Source organism: Xanthomonas sp. LF07-6, from assembly GCF_034105445.1.
GTDB classification, from domain to species: domain Bacteria; phylum Pseudomonadota; class Gammaproteobacteria; order Xanthomonadales; family Xanthomonadaceae; genus Xanthomonas_A; species Xanthomonas_A sontii.
In genome coordinates, this window is sequence record NZ_JAXGGI010000003.1 from 228,250 (window position 1) to 247,473 (window position 19,224).

Annotated in this window: 17 protein-coding genes; 13 read left to right on the forward strand and 4 right to left on the reverse strand. The window is 64.8% G+C overall.

Going from position 1 to position 19,224, the window contains the following annotated elements; genetic code table 11:
* Nucleotides 1-47: 47 nt before the first annotated feature.
* The 4 genes from SLW56_RS08410 to tssI are packed head-to-tail and all read right to left on the reverse strand — an operon-like array spanning nt 48 to nt 5,835.
* Entirely contained in the window at nt 48-818 is a 771-nt protein-coding gene (locus SLW56_RS08410) for a PoNe immunity protein domain-containing protein (protein ID WP_320694659.1), read from the reverse strand.
* A complete protein-coding gene (locus tag SLW56_RS08415; protein ID WP_320694660.1) occupies nt 815-2,356 on the reverse strand; it encodes a PAAR-like domain-containing protein in 1,542 nt (513 codons plus the stop codon). Before SLW56_RS08415 ends, SLW56_RS08410 begins: the two co-directional genes overlap by 4 nt.
* On the reverse strand, nt 2,349-3,467 hold the full coding sequence (locus SLW56_RS08420) for a DUF2169 domain-containing protein (protein WP_320694661.1): 1,119 nt from the start codon (nt 3,465-3,467) through the stop codon (nt 2,349-2,351). The genes SLW56_RS08415 and SLW56_RS08420 overlap by 8 nt, the downstream gene beginning before the upstream one ends.
* A gap of 16 nt (nt 3,468-3,483) precedes the next feature.
* Nucleotides 3,484-5,835: a type VI secretion system tip protein TssI/VgrG gene (gene tssI / locus SLW56_RS08425; protein WP_320694662.1), complete on the reverse strand. Its 2,352-nt coding sequence runs from the start codon at nt 5,833-5,835 to the stop codon at nt 3,484-3,486.
* Between the two features lie 206 nt (nt 5,836-6,041).
* On the opposite strand from tssI, the gene SLW56_RS08430 reads away from it, so the two are divergent.
* The 13 genes from SLW56_RS08430 to trbL all read left to right on the forward strand — a co-directional run bounded on the left by SLW56_RS08430 (nt 6,042) and on the right by trbL (nt 19,217).
* Nucleotides 6,042-6,980: a LysR family transcriptional regulator gene (locus SLW56_RS08430; protein ID WP_320694663.1), complete on the forward strand. Its 939-nt coding sequence runs from the start codon at nt 6,042-6,044 to the stop codon at nt 6,978-6,980.
* A 285-nt stretch (nt 6,981-7,265) separates the two neighbouring features.
* Nucleotides 7,266-8,210, forward strand: coding sequence for a tripartite tricarboxylate transporter substrate binding protein (locus SLW56_RS08435; protein ID WP_320694664.1), 945 nt, complete (start codon nt 7,266-7,268; stop codon nt 8,208-8,210).
* A gap of 268 nt (nt 8,211-8,478) precedes the next feature.
* Nucleotides 8,479-9,417 carry a hypothetical protein gene (locus SLW56_RS08440; protein WP_320694665.1) on the forward strand — a complete coding sequence of 313 codons (939 nt, stop codon included), beginning with the start codon at nt 8,479-8,481 and terminating at the stop codon, nt 9,415-9,417.
* A 257-nt stretch (nt 9,418-9,674) separates the two neighbouring features.
* On the forward strand, nt 9,675-9,908 hold the full coding sequence (locus tag SLW56_RS08445; RefSeq protein ID WP_320694666.1) for an EexN family lipoprotein: 234 nt from the start codon (nt 9,675-9,677) through the stop codon (nt 9,906-9,908).
* A 227-nt stretch (nt 9,909-10,135) separates the two neighbouring features.
* Nucleotides 10,136-12,133 carry a conjugal transfer protein TraG gene (locus SLW56_RS08450; protein WP_320694667.1) on the forward strand — a complete coding sequence of 666 codons (1,998 nt, stop codon included), beginning with the start codon at nt 10,136-10,138 and terminating at the stop codon, nt 12,131-12,133.
* Nucleotides 12,130-12,594, forward strand: a complete 465-nt coding sequence (locus tag SLW56_RS08455; RefSeq protein ID WP_320694668.1) for a CopG family transcriptional regulator — start codon at nt 12,130-12,132, stop codon at nt 12,592-12,594. The genes SLW56_RS08450 and SLW56_RS08455 overlap by 4 nt, the downstream gene beginning before the upstream one ends.
* Nucleotides 12,594-13,619: a P-type conjugative transfer ATPase TrbB gene (gene trbB / locus SLW56_RS08460; RefSeq protein ID WP_320694725.1), complete on the forward strand. Its 1,026-nt coding sequence runs from the start codon at nt 12,594-12,596 to the stop codon at nt 13,617-13,619. The genes SLW56_RS08455 and trbB overlap by 1 nt, the downstream gene beginning before the upstream one ends.
* Nucleotides 13,616-13,999, forward strand: a complete 384-nt coding sequence (locus tag SLW56_RS08465; RefSeq protein WP_320694669.1) for a TrbC/VirB2 family protein — start codon at nt 13,616-13,618, stop codon at nt 13,997-13,999. Before trbB ends, SLW56_RS08465 begins: the two co-directional genes overlap by 4 nt.
* A 23-nt stretch (nt 14,000-14,022) precedes the next feature.
* Complete coding sequence (locus tag SLW56_RS08470) at nt 14,023-14,289, forward strand: VirB3 family type IV secretion system protein (RefSeq protein ID WP_320694670.1); 267 nt, start codon at nt 14,023-14,025, stop codon at nt 14,287-14,289.
* A gap of 9 nt (nt 14,290-14,298) precedes the next feature.
* Complete coding sequence (gene trbE / locus SLW56_RS08475) at nt 14,299-16,761, forward strand: conjugal transfer protein TrbE (protein ID WP_320694671.1); 2,463 nt, start codon at nt 14,299-14,301, stop codon at nt 16,759-16,761.
* Between the two features lie 11 nt (nt 16,762-16,772).
* Entirely contained in the window at nt 16,773-17,528 is a 756-nt protein-coding gene (trbJ, locus tag SLW56_RS08480; RefSeq protein ID WP_320694672.1) for a P-type conjugative transfer protein TrbJ, read from the forward strand.
* A 14-nt stretch (nt 17,529-17,542) separates the two neighbouring features.
* A complete protein-coding gene (locus SLW56_RS08485; RefSeq protein ID WP_320694673.1) occupies nt 17,543-17,851 on the forward strand; it encodes a hypothetical protein in 309 nt (102 codons plus the stop codon).
* Entirely contained in the window at nt 17,844-19,217 is a 1,374-nt protein-coding gene (trbL, locus tag SLW56_RS08490; RefSeq protein ID WP_320694674.1) for a P-type conjugative transfer protein TrbL, read from the forward strand. Before SLW56_RS08485 ends, trbL begins: the two co-directional genes overlap by 8 nt.
* The last annotated feature ends 7 nt before the right edge of the window (nt 19,218-19,224 follow it).

A 19,224-nucleotide genomic window follows, 5' to 3' on the forward strand; every position in this document is an offset into this window, starting at 1 on the left:
TATCTTATTCCTTAGTTTCACGTTGCCGGCATTATATTTTTCCGAAACTATTTTGATCGAGCGGCATCTACCAAGTCTCCGGGATAGTAAGCGTTGCCGCGCAGAGGCTCGTCCGGTATTTCCAGGGCAATAGCTGCAAGCGCGATGTCGAAACACCAGTATCCGAAATAAGCGCCTTCTGCGCCACTCAAATTCTCGGACCAATAGATCGGCTTGATCTTTTTCTTCCAAACTTTTGAAAAAGCGAGCAATTTAGCTGGTTGCTCTGAGGGGGGGCTGCGCCATACGTCCAATAGTGATTCATAAACTTTCGGGTACATGCAGGCGTCAGCCGCAATCCTTTTCTTTTCAACAAGAGCGGATGCCGCTTCATCGATCAGCGCATCCTGACCCGAATGTCCCACCGCATTGATCAGGCGTTTCATTTCTTCTTGATCAAACTTCAAGGCCTTTGCAAACGCCATCATTGTTAACCCGTTGTAAACTCCATCCAGGGTTAACTTCTCATACATAAGGCGTACGTCCTTTAGATCTGGCGGGAGTTGGGAGAACATTCTAACTGCTAGCTCTCTCGCTTCTACCCATTGCCATACGGATTTTCGCAAATCTCCAATGGCGTCGCCTCTGCCATAACGCATCACGCATAGCTCAAAGGCATCCTTGCAAATCCTACTGGCTTTGGATGATCGACCCTCGATGCGAGGGAAATTTTCGACGGCACCAAAATTCTTTGTTATGGATTCCTGGGTAAAATCAATCCATTGATTGAAATAAGCCTGGTCTTTGTTTTGATCTCGCATATCTTCCTTAGAAATCATGGAAAACCAATCACTTGCCCTTTTTTGCCGCGAATAATATTGCCGGCGGAATTTACCTTCTTCGCGACAGATCCGCCATCCTCATTGACTTGGATGACCCATCTTTCCATTGTACCCGCGTCCATGGAGTCAAGTATCTTGGTGGCTTCTGCGCGGCCTACCTTCTCTTCAAGCCTCTTGGCGATCCACTCATCACTCATTTGATTGGTTCCATCCGCCAATCCTTTGCTCAAATTGGAAGATCCATATTTAACTTCTGTGACAACGTAATCTGGTGGTGGATTTGGGTTTTTGTATACACCATCGATTCCTGTCTTTCCTGGCTCATAAACCCCATCTGTCTTTCCAATTGGCTCGAAATCTCTCTCCAGCATGCGTTCATGTGCAGTACGCTCGCCGATCGCACCTTTTTCGTGGTTCGTGAGTTTCTTGACCTTGACACCATTGCCCTTCGCTGCATCGGCAGTCTCCGCGGCCTCAGCCGCCTTCGCTGCCTCCGCGGCCCTGGCTGCTTCAGCCGCTTCCGCTGCCTTCGCCGCCTCTGCAGCCTTGGCCGCCTCCGAAGCCTTCCCGGCCGCGTTCGCTGCTTCCGCTGCCCTGGCGCCTTGGGCAGCCTTTGCAACGTCGCCAATCGCAAAGACGGCAGTCCCGACCTCCAGGCCACCACGCGTCACGGACTCGACGTAGTCGCCCTTTTTCCATGGGTCAACCACGGGCTTGATTATTTCGTTGCCCGCGGCCACCGCTGCGTCCTTCACCGACGCCAAGCACACATTGCCCAGGACGATGTTCTCCGCCAGGATCGCTGCATCCAGGTTGCTGTGGATCGCGCCCGCGATGTTGACTTTTTTGCCCACGGTGTAGGCAAGCTCCCCGATGCCCACCCCGAGGTCCTTCACGAAGCCCAGCACGCCGCGCAAGGCCTGGGTGCCGTAGTTGCCTGCCGTGGACCAGCCGCCTTCGTCCTTGACCTTGATCGAGGCGATGCCGCTGTCCGCCATCTTGTTCAGCTCATCGAACTGCACGATCTTGTCGAGCTGGTCCGGATCCATGAAGCTCAGTTCCTGCTTGAGCTTCTCCAGCTTCTGCAGCCTTTCGGAGGTCTTGGGCGGGTCATTGCAGGGCAGCTTGCCGTTTTTGACGGTCCCGGCGGGCTCCCCTTGCTCCGTGACGAGCTTGCCCACCGTGTTGGGCCCACCAGGCCCCACGTTCATCTGCACCACGGTGTCGTGCCGCGCGCAGACCAGCCCGTTCACCTTCACGCTCGTGTTGTCGCCGATCAGCCGGACATGCCCTGGCTGCTGGGAGGTCTGCGATACAACTCCCTTGCCGGCATTCGCGTCGGTACCGCGCACCCAGTCCGTGAGCCGGTACACAGGCTTTCCGCGTGCATAGACATTCGGCGACGTCCGCAACTGGTTCGACAGATCGCGGAAGCTGTCGAACGGCACGGGCGTGTTGCCCACCTTGCAGACGTCAGGCGCGGTGCAGATGGCCCGCCACACGGCCTCCGCGCAGGCGATATGCTTTTTAGCCATTCGCCATCTCCGCAGGGGAATGGCCGCGATGGATGTGGATCGGCTGCTCAGCGCCGCGCTGCGCCGGCCCGGCGGGGATAGCCGCCAACACCACCTTGCGCAGCCCCCATTCCTTGGGCACGGCCCGCCGCCAAACCAGCTGCACGCACTGCGCGTCGAGGTCGATGGTCACGGTGTCCAGCCGCAGTTGCACGGGTTGCGTCAGCCCGTGGTTGTCCGTGAGCAGCGCCAGTAGCTGGATGTCCGGCAACTGCGTGTCGATGCGCCCGGTGGCATCGCAGCCGATCAGCGTGATGGGCTCGTCGCCTTTCAGCCAGCCGTTCGCGATCAGGTCGGGCTGCGCGGATTGGTAGAACGCGAAATCGAAATCCGGCGGCAGGTACGGGAAGTGCTCCGCCCGCCATGCGTCGTCGTAGGTGCCGGCATGGCGGGCGCGCTGCGGGTTCCACCGGGGCACCGGGCCAAAGCAGACGGGCGCGAGCCGCTCGCGGATGTCGCGCAGCGGCTTTTGCACATCCTCGATCTGCGGGGCCAGATAGAACTGGGCCCGGTCCAGATCGGCATCGCCCACATATCCCCGTCCCACCGGATTGGGCTGGTAGGTGTCGAAGGCCTGGGCATCATGGATGTCGTCGGTGGCCGGCCCGCGATACCGGGCACGGCGCACCGCGCCGCCGTACGCCATCCCTGCGTGCAGGGGCACGGCGGTCGTGGGTTCGGGCTTTGTCAGGTGCCAGCCGCGCAGCGGCGTCCAGTGCCACGCCCGCAGGCCGGTGACCTGCGCGGTCTTGGTGAGCGGGCCGACGCGCACGCCGATGGGCCAGTGCGTCGCGGGCTTGCCGTCCAGGGGCCGGGCGTGGCCGAGCACATGCACGTCCGTGCGCTGCTTGCCGACGACGAGGTGGGTTTCCTCCAGAAACGGCGTGCTTTCGGGCGCACCCACATAGCGATCCACGCACTGGATCGGCATCTGCTCGTCCATGGCGAGCACAGGCTGCCCGTGGGCGAGGGTGAAGCTGCCCGCGACGATGACGACATCGAAAAAGCGACCTTTGGTGGTCGCTTTCTCGATGACCATGTGCGGGAACGGGCTGTGGTTTTCGACGTCCATGCCAGTCCAGGGCGAATCAGTTCAGATGGATGTCTTCGCCCTGGATCACCACGTTGTCGCCATCGGCCGTGATCTGGATGAGCTTGCCGTTGACGCTGACCGTGCCGTCGTCCTTCATCTCCAGCACGGACTTGCCCACCTTGAGGGTGATGCTGGTTTCGTCCATGACCAGGCTGGAGCCGCCTTTTCCTCCAGAGCCGCCGGAGGGGGCGGTGATGTTCTTGGAGACCGCGCCGGCCGCCGCGCCTCCACCGCCCCCACCCACGGTGAGCGCGTATTTCTTGCCCGCCGTGTGGGTGTGCTCCATCCCGATGGTGTCGCTGCGGTTCATGCCCACGTTGGTCATCATCGTGATGCCCACGTTGAGGTTGTAGGCCACGCCGACGTTGGCCATCTTGAAGACGCCCGTGGTCTGGATGCAGCCCACGCCGATGGTCTCGGTCTTCAGCAGGCCGACCGTGGTGGTCCAGTTTTTCGAGATGGAATCGGTCTCGTTGCGTCCGATGGTCTTGGTGCGGTTCCGGCCGATGCGGATGTCTTCGTTGATGCCGACCGTCTCGTCCCGGTTGTCGCCGATCGAGATCGTCTCGTTGTGGTCCACCCGCTCCGTGCGGTTGGAGTGGATGGTGATGGTCTCGTCGCCATCCACTTCCTCGGTGCGCCAGCCATGCACCGTGATCTTCTCGTTGCGGTCCACCGTCTCCGTGCGGTCCCGGTGGATGGTGTTCGTCTCGTCCCGGTCGATCGTCTTGCGCCGGTCCTGGCCCACCCACTTGTCCTCGTCGTTCTCGACTTCCGTGAGCTGGTCCTTCTGCGCATGCAGCCACAGCTGCTCCGCGCCCTTTTTGTCCTCGAAGCGGATCGCGTTCGCATCGCCCGCGCCGTTCTTCATCCCGTCGCCGAAGGCGCCACCCTTGCTGGACTTGGTCTTGATGCCCGACTGCGTCGCATTGCCCGGCAAGGCCCAGGGCGGCATGTTCGCGGCGTTATAGACGCTGCCCACGACCAGGGGATAGTCGGGGTCTCCGTTCAGGAAATCGACCACCACTTCGTGCCCGATGCGCGGGATCGAGATTGCCCCGAAGCCCGAGCCCGCCCAGCTGGTCGCCACCCGCATCCAGCAACTGGAGTTCTCGTCCATCGCCCCCAGCCGGTCCCAGTGGAACTGCACCTTGATGCGGCCGTATTCGTCCGTCCAGATTTCTTCTCCGGCCGGGCCGACCACCACGGCGGTCTGCGGGCCTGTCGTGCGCGGCTTCGGGGTTTTTCTGGCGGGGGTGTACGGCAGGCTCGTGGGCTGGGCCGTGAGGCTGAACTTCTGGAACGAGCCCTGCTCTTCGTTGTGCTTGAGCGATTCGCCCGGCTTGGCGCTGTTGAACGATGAGCTGCGCGGGTTCTCGTGCAGGTGGTAGGTGACGCCGGTGATGAGGTACTGCCGGTTCTGGTCGCCGCGCGGGTAGTTCTCCAGCGTGAAGGTGTAGCCTGTCGCGAGGCTGCGGTGACGCGATTCGCCCCGGACGGTGCTGTGCCCGGTCAGCCCTTCCTGCAGGCGCACGCGGGCGTATTGCTCGCCGTCGCCATGCTGCACGTAGCCGCCCGGCCATTCGTAGATCTCGTACGCATCGTGCGCATGGCCCGGCGGCTGCTGGCGCATGTTGGAGAGGTCCGACCGGGGCTTCTTGAAATCGTAGTCGTCGTTGTAGTACCGCCCGGGCTTGATCTCCTCGCCCAATGTCCAGGCGTGGATGTTCTCGCGGTCAGCCACGGCCGACTTCTCGGGTGGGTAGAACGGGATCACGGCCGCGCCCGGCAGCGGCTCGTGGCCTGCCACGATGTCATCGGCGATCACCAGGGTGTGCTGGCCGCTCGCGTGCTGGAAGTAGTAGTACGCGCCTTCATGCTCCAAGAGGCGCGAGACGAAGTCGAAGTCGCTTTCGCCGTACTGCACGCAGTAGTCCCAGGCGCGGTAGGCGCGCGTGAGCTTGAGCTGCATGGGGTAGCCATAGCGGCCCAGCACCTCCTGCACGATCTGCGGGACGGTCTTGAACTGGAAGATGCGGAAGTCCTGCCGCCGCGTGGCCACCCACAGCCAGGGCTGCAGGCGCAGGTGGTACGAATAGAGGCGATGGTCCTGCCCCTGCATGCCGAAGCGCGTGACCAAGCCGTCCAGGTAGCGCTTGCCGCCGCCTTCGGTCTCGATCTCGACGGTTGCGGACTTGCCCAAAAGTGCTTTGGGGTCGATGTCGCGTTCCTCGGAGAGTAGATCGATCTCGAAGGAATAAAGCGAAGAAAGTGTTTCCTCGCCCCGCAATTGTCGAAATTGCAGGGCCTCTCCCAGGGCCGTTTTAATGGTGACGCGGCGAGTCATTTGTTGAGGCATCGACGTAACGCCATGCCACCTTGTGCCAGAACGGGCGCGATCTTAGTGCGGGCATGGCTGAGTCGAACATGCCACCACCGATTTGTTTTGTTTCAGATCGTTAATCGTTATGCATCGCATGAAATTCGATGCGATGTCGAGAGGTCGTGCAGCCCCGTTGTTGAGTGTTGCAATCAACATAGGAGGGGCCACACATGCGGTTTAGCTTGCGGCAGATGGAGTTGTTCCGGGCGGTCATGCAGGCCGGATCAGTGAAAGGGGCCGCGAAGTTCCTGTCCATGTCCCAGCCTGCTGTGAGCCGAGGAATTGCCCATACGGAGCAACGTCTTGGGTACCCGCTGTTCGATCGGGTTGGTGGGCGCTTGTGCCCTACAGAGGAGGCCAAGGCTCTGATCGACGAAGTTGAGTCGTGCTACTTGCATGCGCTTCAGGTCAACGATCTGGCAACAAACCTTCGCAATGGATCTGCAGGCTCTCTGAACATCTGCTCCAGTTCTTGCCTTTCTCGCGGACTGGCCGCGAAAGCCGTTGCACGCTTTCTTGCCCGCCACCCCAAAGTGCAAGTGCAACTGCGGGTGTGCACACTCGCTGACATGCCTCGCGTCCTCCTGAGCAATCAGGCGGACCTAGCGATCGCCGTGCTCCCTTTGCAGCATGTCAATTTGGAAGTCGAGCAGCTGACTACAGGGCGTATCGTTTGCGTAATGCCGCTGGATCACCCTCTCGCCTCGCATGAGCACATCAGCCTGGGGGAGCTCACCAATGTCCCTGTCATAGCTCCACACCCCAGCAATCCTGGCGGGCATTTGATCGAAGCCGCGCTTGAGAAGCGGGGGCTATCACTGAACGTTTGCACCCATATCTGGCAAATGGACGTCGGTTACTCGCTAGTCGCGGCCGGTGTCGGGGTGGCATTGCTGGATGAATTCACGGTGCAGGCACAGGAGTACCACCATCTGCGCGCTGTGCCGATTACTGAGGACATATGTTTGGCCCCTTCGGTCGTGCGCTCTTCGCTTGGAGTAGCTAGGCCTTACGTCGCGCCTTTTATCAGTGCGCTCAAGGAGCAGGCTGTAGAAGATCGGAAGGCGGGATTGGTGTCCACACGCCAACAGACAAATTCGGCTTTATAGCGGCCATAAATGTTTACTCAAATGCATAGGCGATCGCGGCCCGATTGCGAAGGATGCATCCCCCATGGCGAATTAAGCAATCGTCACATTCCATCAGCCGGCATAGCATTCGATCACCAACTGCTTCTGCGAATTCTCCGCTTTGCTGGAGCCCGCTTCTCAATGGTTGCCAGGCGAGCAACCGCGGCGCGTTGACCCTCGCACATGCCAGTTGAGCGTATTGGAACAACCTGATCGCATCTCGTGCTGGCGCGCTGGAGAAGCGATCGACCTCGGGAGGAAACTATGAAAAGGACCATCATCGCATCGCTCATCGCCGTTCCGCTCCTGGCTGCAGCCTTCCCCGACAAGCCGATCCGCCTAGTTGTGCCGATGCCGGCAGGAAGCACTTCCGATGTTGTGGCGAGAACGTTGGCAGAGTCCATGGGCAACCGGCTCAAGCAGCCTGTCGTCGTGGACAACCAGCCCGGCGGCAACGCCGTGGTCGGCACATTGGCCGTGGTCCGGGCCGCACCTGACGGCCACACCTTGCTCTTGGTTGGGGTCACCAATGGAGCAAGCAATCTGGCATTGATGAAGGCGCTGCCATACGACCCGCGTAAAGACTTTGCGCCGATTTCCCTGATCGCGGAATTGCCGTTCCTGCTGGTCTCCAGCAAGTCGCTGCCGGTTCGAAATGTGCAGGAACTGGTCGCCTATGGCAAAGCGCACCCGGGCAAGCTCTCGTATGGCTATGGGTCGGGAAGCAGCCAATTGAAAGCTGCGCGGTTCGTATCGCTGGCGGCCTTCACCGCGACGGCGGTGGGATACAAGGGCAACAACTTGGCCGTGACAGACCTGATGGGCGGGACAAACGACTTCGTGATCGCTGATGTTCTCAATAGCCTACAAGCGGCAAGAGCAGGGCGTGTGACAGCGTTGGGTGTTACGACGGCGCGCCGGACATCGCTGGCGCCGGATATTCCAACCATCGCCGAGCAGGGTATCAAGGATTACGACCTTTCCAGTTGGATTGGGCTGGCGGCGCCCGCACACACCCCGCCCGAAGTCGTGAAGCAACTGAACGCTACGTTGCGCGAGGTGCTGGATGATCCTGCCGTTCAGAAGCGCTTTGCTACCGCGGGCCTCACCGCGTTACCGTCGTCACCGGAAGAGTTCGACCGCTTTCTCGGTGACGAGATCTCGAAGTGGGGTGCGGTTGCGCGGGCTGCGGGCATCAATCCGCAGTGAGGTAGGCGGACGGCCCAGCTCCACTGGCTCGTCAGCAGATGGAGAGTTTGTGCAACGAGGCCAATCCCCTGTGGAGTGCTCTCGATGCCAATGAGCTGATCGCTGCACTCTGACCCCCAGATGGGCGGGGCCCGGCCTGCATACCCCAACTGGTATGCAGCGCGGATTCTATTTTTCATCAATTGCATGCCCGCGAGGGCAGGGGCGGACTCGCGCCCCGAGAGACCGGGTACCCGCATGCGTGGCACCCGGGAGGAGAGACACGACCATGCATTCCCATTCCAACGTACATGACGCGCTGGGCGCGGCCTTAGCGCCGCTTGCCAAGCCCGGCAGCTTCAAGGACCCGGTGGCGCGCGGGCATGTGCTGCACCTGACGCGAGCGCTGGCGGCGGTGCGCTGTGCATTGGACGGCAGCGCGCATGCGGTCGCCATCGCGCGCTTACGAGCATTGGGCGTCACCGCGGCGCAGCTTGCCAGGGTTGCGGATCGGTTGCCCCGCGGTCCGCTACACGGCCTGGTGACGAACAAGGTCCGCGCCTCGGCAACTTGGGCGGGTGGCATGCTGGAATACGGCTGGCATGGATTGGCCAGCGCATCTCAGGTGGCGTGGGGGCTGGGCTTCGACTCCGCGAATTTCAGCGAGGCCGCGGAAAACCCCACCTTGTACTGGATCGCGAACGGAACCGTGCCGCTGTACCTGACGCAGTCGTGGCAGGTGCTGGGTGGGGTGATCGATGCCGCATTGCTGCGTGGGCTGGGCGATCTGGCCCGCAGCGTGTGCGACCACCCGGATGTGCGCTGCCCCGTCTTTGCCGGCAGCTATCGGGATACCGTCCAGCAGTTGGAGTGCATGGCCGAGACCGTGCTTGCTATCGACCTGCGGATGCAGGAATGCGCCTGGATGCTGGCACAGTTGTCAGAGCGGCTGGATCCCCTTGCTGGCCGTGTGCTGTCCGCACTGGACGCGCGGTACAGGGGCGCGGGAGGCCTGCCGGTGGAATACATCTACGCGGAGTTCGATCAGGTCCAGCAGCACAACCTGAAGTCGTGGTGCGCCGCGCAGCTTCGGCTGCTTCAGGTGCGGCTGGTGGATGACGCCGGCGGGCTGACGGCCGAGGGCAGTGCTGCGGTAGTGGATGCAAGGCGCCTGCTGTTGAGCGGTACGTCGAGTCTAGGGATTCGCGACGAGGCCTGCGCTGCCTGACGGCGCGGTCCATTCGCTGGGAAAGGCACGCGGTAACGCGTTGCGTTGGCGCGGAACCCTTGCGCGCACTTTCGAATTGACTTGTGTCTCAAACTGAAAATCCGCCATTCTTGGAGCGCACGAACCGGTGTGCACATCGAGACAGTGCGACGTTACGATGTGCGCGCTTCGCTTGTCCCCATGTGGGCTGCGGAGCGTTGCACCAACAGGAAGTCTCTGGCGCTGCCGCGCCAGCACCAATTTGTGGAGAACACTTGATGCACAAGACACCCGTTGCAATCCCTTTGCTTGCGATGCTGCTGGCCGGCTGCGGACCGTCGCAACCCGCCGAGACGGTCGATTCACTGGTGGCCAATCCTGGGCGCTTGAAGGAAGTGCGCCGGCAGTGCCGCGAAGAGCGGGAGAAGGTCTCGGACGCGCTATGCGAGAAGGCGGCACAGGCGTTCAATCGCCGCTTCCTCGGAGATCGACCGGAACAGAAGTCGCCATAGCGCCGGGATATCTGGCGCGCGAAGCACGCTGCTTCGCATTTGAATTCCACTACGCCGCAGTGCCCTCGGGCCTGCGGCTTTTTCATGGCTTTCGCCACTGCTGGAAGTCTGATTTTTTACGCATGAATCGTCGCCAGAACAGTCTTTGACGGTCCCTGGACCTCACACCGATCCTCGCCATCCGGCACGCGCTCGTGCCGTGTGTTGCAGGAGAAGTGGAGGCAGGAATGCAGGGTCAAGGGGTACTGTTCGGGCAGGTCGCGGTGGTCCTCGGCATGGTGGTTGCCGGGGTCTGGGGCGCGACGCAATGGACTGCCGCGGCCCTGGGCTATCAGGTGCGCCTGGGCGCGCCCTGGTTCGATCTCTACGGCACGCCGGTGTACCACCCCTGGCGCCTTTTCGATTGGTGGTTCTTCTACGACGCCTATGCCCCCGGCGTCTTCGACGTAGGAGGCGCCATCGCCGGCGGCAGTGGGTTGCTGGCCGTGGTGGTCGCTATCGCCATGTCGGTCTGGCGCTCCCGCCAGTCGCGCCTGGTCACGACATATGGATCAGCACGCTGGGCGAATGCGGAGGACATCCGCAAAGCCGGCCTCACGCAGCCGGCCGGCGTGTTCCTCGGCCAGCATGACCGCCAATACCTGCGCCATGAGGGACCGGAACACGTCCTGACCTTTGCCCCCACGCGCAGCGGCAAGGGTGTCGGCATGGTCGTGCCGACACTGCTGTCCTGGCCGGCGTCCGCCGTGATCCACGACATCAAGGGCGAGAACTGGCAGATCACCGCGGGCTGGCGCAGTCGCTTCAGCCACTGTCTGCTGTTCAACCCTACGGACGCCGCTTCTGCGGCTTACAACCCGCTGCTGGAGGTTCGCCGCGGCGCGCACGAAGTGCGGGACGTGCAGAACATCGCGGACATCCTGGTCGATCCGGAAGGTGCGCTGGAGCGCCGCAATCACTGGGAGAAGACCAGCCATGCGCTGCTGGTCGGCGCCATCCTGCACGTGCTCTATGCGGGCGAGGACAAGACGCTTCGTGGTGTCGCCAACTTCCTGTCCGACCCGGCCAGCCCGTTCGAGCTGACTTTGCACCGGATGATGACCACGCCGCATCTCGGCGATGGCCCGCATCCGGTCGTCGCTTCCGCCGCACGCGAAGTGCTGAACAAGTCGGACAACGAGCGCTCCGGCGTGCTGAGCACGGCCATGTCGTTCCTTGGCCTGTACCGCGACCCGACCGTGGCCGAAGTGACGTCGCGCTGCGACTGGCGCATAGCGGACCTGATCGCGGCAGAGCACCCCGTGTCGCTGTACTTGGTGGTTCCGCCCTCGGACATCTCGCGTACGAAGCCGCTCATCCGGCTGATCCTCAACCAGATCGGACGGCGGCTGACGGAATCGCTGGATGGCTCCGATGGCATCGAGCGCCGGCACAAGCTGCTGCTGATGCTCGACGAGTTTCCGGCGCTGGGGCGCCTGGACTTCTTCGAGACCGCGCTCGCCTTCATGGCCGGCTACGGCATCCGCAGCTTCCTCATCGCCCAGTCGCTCAACCAGATCGACAAGGCGTACGGGCAGAACCACTCCATCCTGGACAACTGCCATGTGCGGGTGACGTTCTCCACGAACGACGAGCGCACGGCCAAGCGCATCTCCGAAACCCTGGGCACCGCCACCGAGCTGCGCGCGCAGCGCAACTACGCAGGCCATCGGCTTGCACCCTGGCTCGGTCACCTGATGGTGTCTCGCCAGGAAACCGCACGGCCGCTGCTCACGCCCGGCGAGGTGATGCAGCTTCCGCCCGACGAGGCGGTGGTCATGGTCGGCAGCAGCCCGCCCATCAAGGCGAAGAAGCTGCGCTACTACGCGGATGCCAACTTCCGGCAGCGTGTGCTGCCGCCGCCGGTTCTGGCCATGGGCCGCTATGCCGATGCGCCGCCAGCCCGCCCGGACGACTGGAGCGAACTGGCGATTCCCCCCACGCCCCCGGCACCCACCACCGATTCCCTGCACGGCTTGGCGTGCGCGGATGACGGTGGCCCGCGCCGGCAGCCCGAGCTCGCCGAAACGGTGGCCTACGCCCCCGAACTGGATGCGGCTGCGAACGACCTTTCGCTACTCGACGACGACGACCCACCGCTGCCGCTCCCCGGCCAGCTCGATCCGGCCATGCAGCGCACGGCCCGGCTCGCCTCACTCGACCCCGACGACGGAATCGACCTATGACCCAGCATCGACTCAATCTTTTCATCCAACCCGAACACGCCAAGCGCCTCGATGAGTTGGCGGCCAAGAAGGGGGTCTCCAAGTCCTCCATCGTCGCGGCGGCACTGGCGTCCTGGCTTTCAACGGATGCGGGCGAGCAGCGCGAAGCCGCCATCGCCAAGCGCCTGGACCGCCTGTCGCGGCAGTTGGAGCGCCTGGAGCGCGACCAGGCCATCCTGATCGAGACGTTGGCGCTGTACGTGCGCTACTTCCTGACCGTCAGCACGCCGCTGCCCGAAGCCCATCAGGAGGCGGCGCGGGCGCAGGGCAAGGCCCGATTCGAGCAGTTCGTGGAGCAACTGGCCCGCCATCTTCTGCGTGGCCGCAGCCTGGTGCGGGACGTCGTGGGAGAAATGCAGCCCGACGCCGCGCGCATGGAGGACGCGGTGGCAGCCGCCGAGGTGAAGGAGCGCGTGTCGTGATGCCCGCGGCTGGTATTTCGACGGCAACCACGCTCGATCGCCGCGTACGCATGCTGCGTACCGCCATGGGGCCCGTGATCGGCGCCGCGCTGGCCGATGCGGATGTGGTGGAGGTGATGCTCAACCCCGACCGCTCTCTCTGGGTGGACAGGCTGTCCCGCGGCCGCGTGCCGTTGGGGGTCGAACTGTCCGAGGCCGACGGGGAACGCATCATCCGCCTCGTGGCAACGCACGTCGGCGCGGAGGTGCATCGCGACCGGCCGCTGCTGAGCGCCGAACTGCCGGAGACGGGCGAGCGCTTCGAGGGCGTGTTGCCGCCAGCATCGCCGGCACCGGTTTTCGCGCTGCGCAAGCACGCCGCGCACGTCATCGGCCTGGAGCGCTATGTGGCCGATGGCATCCTGGGCGCGGAGCAGGCGGAGTTCCTGCGCCGTGCTGTGCGCGACCGGCAGAACATCCTGATCGCCGGCGGCACCAGCACCGGCAAGACCACGCTGGCCAACGCGCTGCTGGCGGAAGTCGCTGCCACGGGCGACCGGGTGTTGGTGCTCGAAGACACCGTGGAACTGCAGTGCCTTGCACGCGACCAAGTGGCGTTGCGCACGCGGGCTGGCGTGGTCTCGATGACGGACCTGGTGCGCTCCGCGATGCGCCTGCGGCCCGATCGCGTGGTGGTCGGCGAGGTGCGCGGCGGCGAAGCGCTGGACCTCGTCAAGGTGTGGGGCACAGGGCATCCGGGCGGCATCGCCACGATCCATGCCGGTTCCGCGCACGGAGCGCTGCTGCGCCTGGAACAACTCATCCTCGAAGTGGCGTTGAACGCCCCACGCGCCCTGATCGCAGAGGCGGTGAACTTCGTTATCCACATCTCCGGACGCGGCCGCAAGCGCCGCGTCGAAAGCATCGCCCGCGTCGTCGGCTTCGACGGCGCGGGCTACCACCTGGCGGACGCCCTGGAAACCCCGTTTCCGGAACTGCCGCTGGAACCTTCCCTGTCCACTGAACCCTTTGGAGAACTGCCATGACGCAGGCGCATCTTCCTGCCTTCCGTAATTCCGTACATCCGCGTTCCCGTCCGACGCGACCGGACCACCTCACCGTGCCAGCAGTGCGTGGCCTGGCGCTCGCGGTCCTGCTGCTGGGGCTGGCGGGCGCGGCCCAGGCCGCCGGCTCGTCGATGCCGTGGGAGGGGCCGTTGCAATCCATCCTGGAATCCATTCAGGGGCCGGTGGCGCGCATCGTCGCCGTCATCATCATCATTTCGACGGGCCTGGCACTCGCGTTCGGCGATACCTCGGGCGGGTTCCGCAAGCTGATCCAGATCGTCTTCGGCCTGTCCATCGCGTTCGCCGCGTCGTCGTTCTTCCTGTCCTTCTTCAGCTTCTCCGGCGGGGCCGTCGTATGACGGCCCATGACGCAGCGCCCGGCATGGAGCAGGACGCCTTGCCGGGCTTCGAGGTGCCGCTGCACCGCTCCCTGACCGAGCCGGTCCTGCTGGGCGGCGCGCCGCGCGCCGTCGCCATCGCGAACGGCACGCTGGCCGCCGCGGTCGGCATGGGGCTGCAGCTCTGGCTTCCCGGGCTGCTGCTGTGGATCGCCGGTCATTCCCTGGCGGTGTGGGGCGCGAGGCTGGACCCGCAGTTCATGCAGGTGTTCGCGCGCCACATCAAGCACCCGCCGCTGCTGGACGTCTAGGGGGCCGGCATGCTGAACCTTGCCGAATACCGCCAGCGCCCCGCGCTGCTCGCCGACTGGCTGCCCTGGGCGGGGCTGGTGGCGCCGGGTGTCGTGTTGAACAAGGATGGCGCATTCCAACGGACAGCCCGGTTTCGCGGACCCGACCTGGACAGTGCGACGCAGGGCGAGTTGATCGCCACGTCAGCGCGCTTGAACAACGCGCTGCGCCGTTTGGGATCGGGCTGGGCGCTGTTCATCGAGGCCGATCGCCGGCCAGCGGCGGACTATCCCCGCTCCGACTTTCCGGAGCCGCTGTCGTGGCTGGTGGACGAAGAGCGCCGCGCCGCGTTCGAGGAATCGGGCAGCCACTTCGAAAGCAGCTATCACTTGACGCTCGTCTATCTACCAGCGGAAGAGTCGCGCGCACGGGCGGCCAGGCTGCTCTACGAGCACCACGACAGCGATGGCGTGGACTGGCGCGAGCGGCTGCAGGCCTTCGTGGCAGAGACCGATCGCGTCTTCGATTTGCTCGATGGGGTGATGCCTGAGATCGCGTGGCTGGACGATGCGGCCACGCTGGCCTACCTGCATGCCACCGTCTCGAAGCGGCGCCATGGGGTGGCGGTGCCAGAGGTGCCGTTCCATCTGGATGCGCTGCTGGCCGATTCCCCGCTGGTCGGCGGCTTGGCGCCGATGCTGTGCGACCGGCACCTGCGCGTGGTGTCCGTGCGCGGCTTCCCTTCGACCACCTGGCCCGGCGTGCTGGACGACCTCAACCGGCTCGGGTTCGCCTACCGCTGGTCCACGCGCTATCTCTGCATGGACAAGGCCGAGGCCGAGAAGGAACTGCGGCGGCTGCGCCGGCAATGGTTCAGTAAGCGCAAGAGCGTCGTCGCATTGCTGCGCGAAACGATCTTCCAGGAGCAGACGCCGCTGGTCGATACGGATGCCAGCAACAAGGCGGCGGACGCCGACGCGGCCATGCAGGAACTGGGAAGCGACCAGGTCTCCTACGGCTACTTCACCGCCACGGTGACGGTAATGGATGCCGATCCGGACGTGGCCGACGAGAAGCAGCGCATGGTGGAGCGCGCCATCCAGGCGCGGGGCTTCGTCACGATCCCGGAAACGCTCAATGCCGTGGATGCGTGGCTGTCGTCCATCCCGGGCAATGCCTACGCCAACGTGCGCCAGCCCATCGTCTCGACGCTGAATCTGGCGCACATGATGCCGGTCTCGGCCGTGTGGGCCGGGCCGGAGAAGAACGACCATCTCGACGGCCCGCCGCTGATCGTCACGCGCACCGATGGCGCCACGCCGTTCCGGCTGGTGACGCACATCGGCGACGTGGGGCACACGCTGGTCGCTGGCCCGACCGGCATGGGCAAATCGGTGTTGCTCGCCACGCTGGCGATGCAGTTCCGCCGCTACCGTGGCTCGCGCATCTTCGTGTTCGACATGGGGCGCTCCATGCGCGCCACGGTGCTGGGCCTGGGCGGCGAGCACTACGAGCTCGGGGCGGAGGCTGCGGACCGCCCGGGCGGTGGCGTCGCCTTCCAACCGTTGGCGCGGATCGACCAGGAAGGCTATCGCGCCTGGGCGGCAGAGTGGATCGAGGGCCGGCTGCTGCACGAGGGTGCGGTCATCGGCCCCGAAGAGAAGGCCGCGATCTGGTCCGCCCTGGGCAGCTTGGCCGGTGCCCCAGTGGAGCAGCGCACGATGACGGGCCTGTCGGTGCTGCTGCAGTCCAAAGCGCTGCGGCAGGCGATCGCACCCTACGTGCTGGGCGGCGCGCACGGCCACCTGCTGGATGCCGACCGCGACCGTTTGGGCACTGCCGACGTGCAGTGCTTCGAGATGGAGGAGCTGATGCACAGCCCGGCGGCGGTGCAGGCGGTGCTGCGCTACCTGTTCGCATGCTTCGACGAGCGCTTTGACGGCGCGCCGACGCTGCTGGTCCTGGACGAGGCGTGGCTGTTCCTCGACGAGCCGGCCTTCGCCGCGCGCATCCGCCAGTGGCTCAAGACGTTAAGGAAAAAGAACGTCAGCGTCGTGTTCGCCACGCAGTCGCTGGCCGACATCCAGGATTCGAGCATCGCGCCCGCGATCATCGAAAGCTGCGCCAGCCGCATCTTCCTGCCCAACCCGCAGGCCACCGAGCCGCAGATCCGCGGTATCTACCAGGGCTTCGGCCTCAACGCGCGGCAGATCGAGATCGTCGCCAACGCGACTCCCAAGCGCGACTACTACTACCAGTCGCGCCTGGGCAACCGGCTGTTCGATCTCGACCTGGGGCCGGTCGCGCTGGCCTTCGCGGGCGCGTCCACGCCTCAGGACCAACGCGACATCGACCGCGTCCTCGCCGGGCACGGCACGCCCGGGTTCGCGGGCGCCTGGCTGCGCCATCGCCGCCTCGATTGGGCGGCCGACCTGCTGCGCGAGTACCCGGGCGCCGCACCGGGCGCTGCCCACACCTCCACCTGTCCATAGGAGACGCATCCATGAAAACCCATGCCCCCAAGATCGCGGCCCTCACGGCCGCCTGCATCTTCGCCCTCGGCGTCGCGCAACCCGCGCACGCGCTGTTCGGCGTCGGCGACATCGTGCTGGACCCGACCAACCTGGTGCAGAACACGCTCACCGCCGTCCGCACGCTGGAGCAGATCAACAACCAGATCCGCCAGTTGCAGAACGAGGCGCAGATGCTCATCAACCAGGCGCGCAATCTCGCGAAGCTGGACTTCAACATCGTCAACCGCCTGCGTTCCACGCTCGCCACCACCGAGCGCCTGATCGCCGAGGCCCAGGGCCTGGCCTACGACGTGCAGAACATGGACCGCGAGTTCGCGCGGCTCTACCCGCAGCAATACGCCGCCACGGTCAGCGGCGACCAGATGTACCGCGATGCACGCGAGCACTGGAAGAACACCCTGGACGGCCTGCACACCGCCATGCGCATGCAGGCACAGGTGTCGCAGAACCTGCGTGACGACGAAAGCGCACTGGCCGACCTGATCAGCCAGAGCCAGTCGGCCACCGGTGCGCTGCAGGCCATGCAGGCGACCAACCAATTGCTGGCCCTGCAGGCCAAGCAGTCCATCCAGGCGCAGCAACTGCAGATCACGCAGGACCGCGCGGCATCGCTGGAGCTGGCACGGCAGTCCGCCGCGGCGGAGCGTGGGCGCGAGATCACGCGCCGCTTCCTCGGCAGCGGTACGGCCTACACCCCGCAGCCGGTGGACTTCTACAGCCGCTGATGGGAGGCCGCGCAATGTCACGCATACCTGTGCTTTCCGCGCTTTGTCTGCTCGGCGCCGCGCTCTCCGGCTGCGGCGTGCCGCAACTGCCTTCGGTGGACGCGCTGGCCGGCGACGCCGAACTGCTCGACACCTTGCGGACGCGCTGCATGCACGGCTCGCCGCCAGGGCGTCCCAGCGACGAGCTGTGCGAGCGCGTAGAGCGCGCCGACCTGCAGCGGCTGCTGTCCGGCCGTAGCGATGCGGGCGAGTACCGCACGCTGGCCGAGATTCCGCCGCTGCCCGCGACCTTCGAACCACCGACGTGGCCTTGCCATGAATGACGTCACGATCATCGACCGCTTCCTCGACACCTTCTCGCGCTACATCGATTCGGGCTTCGGCCTGCTACAGGGCGAGGTGGGGTACCTCACGGCCACGCTGGTCGCGATCGACATGACGCTTGCTGGCCTGTGGTGGGCGCTGGGGCATGCCTCGGGGCAAGGCGAGGACGTGATGGCCAAGCTGATCCGCAAGGTGCTCTATGTCGGAGCCTTCGCCTACATCCTGGGTAACTTCAACCAGCTGGCGGGAATCGTGTTCCGCTCGTTCGCCGGCCTGGGCCTTACGGCCAGCGGGACGGACATGGGCATGGAGAACTTCCTGCAGCCGGGCAGGCTGGCGAAGGTCGGCATCGATGCGGCGGCGCCCATCTTGGAGCAGGTCAGCGAGATGGCTGGATTCCCGGACGTCTTCATCAACATCACACCCGTGGTCGTGATGTTCCTGGCCTGGCTCACCGTCATCCTGTGCTTCTTCGTGCTGGCGGTGCAGCTGTTCGTCACGCTGGTGGAGTTCAAGCTCACCACGCTCGCCGGCTTCGTGCTGGTGCCGTTTGCGCTGTGGAACAAGACCGCGTTCCTCGCCGAAAAAGTCCTCGGCAACGTCGTGTCTTCCGGCGTCAAGGTACTGGTGCTGGCGGTGATCGTGGGCATCGGTACGGGGCTGTTCGCCGAGTTCCAGGTGCATCCCGACGAACCCTCGATCGACCACGCCCTGGTCATCATGCTCGCCTCGCTCACGCTGCTGGCACTGGGCATCTTCGGCCCGGGCATCGCTACCGGGCTGGTGTCCGGCGCGCCGCAACTGGGAGCGGGTGCGATGGCCGGCGCGGCGGTGGGTGCGGCCGGCACTGCTGTCGCCGTCGGCGCTGCAGCCACCGGCGTGGGCAGTGCCGCCGCGGCCGGGGCGCGCATGGCGCCGGCCGCCGCCCGCGCGCTTGATCGGGGGGCCAGCGCAGCGGCCTCGGCGGCCGGCCGCGCGTCTTCTGCCTTCCGGGCTGGCTCCGCCGCTGCTGGCGTTGGTCCGCAGGGCGTAGCCGCCGGCCTCGGGCAAGTTGCGAGGGCAGGCATGCGCGCGGCAGGCAACAAAGCCGCGGCTGGATTCCGGGCCTTCGAGCAGCGAATGACTGCCGCCTTCGATGCCGGCGCCAGCGGTGGCACCGCTGGCACGAGCAGGCCGCCCGGTGAGGCGGCCGGTGGCGACTCGGGAGCAGGGTGGGGCGCCAATTCGGCGCAACCCGCATGGGCGAAGCGGCTGCACCGCCGTCAGCAACTCGGCCACGCGGCCGGTACGGCCGCCAACGCCCTGCGCGGCGGTGACGGCGGCGGCTCCTCGCAGGGCCCGAGCCTGCGCGATCCCGACGAGTGACACATCT

Coding starts and splice junctions, on each gene's coding strand:
- SLW56_RS08450 (WP_320694667.1), top strand. CDS start 10,136: ATGCAGGGTCAAGGGGTACTGTTCGGGCAGGTCGCGGTGGTCCTCGGC.
- SLW56_RS08415 (WP_320694660.1), bottom strand. CDS start 2,356: ATGGCTAAAAAGCATATCGCCTGCGCGGAGGCCGTGTGGCGGGCCATC.
- trbB (WP_320694725.1), top strand. CDS start 12,594: ATGCCCGCGGCTGGTATTTCGACGGCAACCACGCTCGATCGCCGCGTA.
- trbJ (WP_320694672.1), top strand. CDS start 16,773: ATGAAAACCCATGCCCCCAAGATCGCGGCCCTCACGGCCGCCTGCATC.
- trbL (WP_320694674.1), top strand. CDS start 17,844: ATGAATGACGTCACGATCATCGACCGCTTCCTCGACACCTTCTCGCGC.
- tssI (WP_320694662.1), bottom strand. CDS start 5,835: ATGACTCGCCGCGTCACCATTAAAACGGCCCTGGGAGAGGCCCTGCAA.
- trbE (WP_320694671.1), top strand. CDS start 14,299: ATGCTGAACCTTGCCGAATACCGCCAGCGCCCCGCGCTGCTCGCCGAC.
- SLW56_RS08430 (WP_320694663.1), top strand. CDS start 6,042: ATGCGGTTTAGCTTGCGGCAGATGGAGTTGTTCCGGGCGGTCATGCAG.
- SLW56_RS08470 (WP_320694670.1), top strand. CDS start 14,023: ATGGAGCAGGACGCCTTGCCGGGCTTCGAGGTGCCGCTGCACCGCTCC.
- SLW56_RS08420 (WP_320694661.1), bottom strand. CDS start 3,467: ATGGACGTCGAAAACCACAGCCCGTTCCCGCACATGGTCATCGAGAAA.
- SLW56_RS08410 (WP_320694659.1), bottom strand. CDS start 818: ATGATTTCTAAGGAAGATATGCGAGATCAAAACAAAGACCAGGCTTAT.
- SLW56_RS08455 (WP_320694668.1), top strand. CDS start 12,130: ATGACCCAGCATCGACTCAATCTTTTCATCCAACCCGAACACGCCAAG.
- SLW56_RS08440 (WP_320694665.1), top strand. CDS start 8,479: ATGCATTCCCATTCCAACGTACATGACGCGCTGGGCGCGGCCTTAGCG.
- SLW56_RS08445 (WP_320694666.1), top strand. CDS start 9,675: ATGCACAAGACACCCGTTGCAATCCCTTTGCTTGCGATGCTGCTGGCC.
- SLW56_RS08465 (WP_320694669.1), top strand. CDS start 13,616: ATGACGCAGGCGCATCTTCCTGCCTTCCGTAATTCCGTACATCCGCGT.
- SLW56_RS08435 (WP_320694664.1), top strand. CDS start 7,266: ATGAAAAGGACCATCATCGCATCGCTCATCGCCGTTCCGCTCCTGGCT.
- SLW56_RS08485 (WP_320694673.1), top strand. CDS start 17,543: ATGTCACGCATACCTGTGCTTTCCGCGCTTTGTCTGCTCGGCGCCGCG.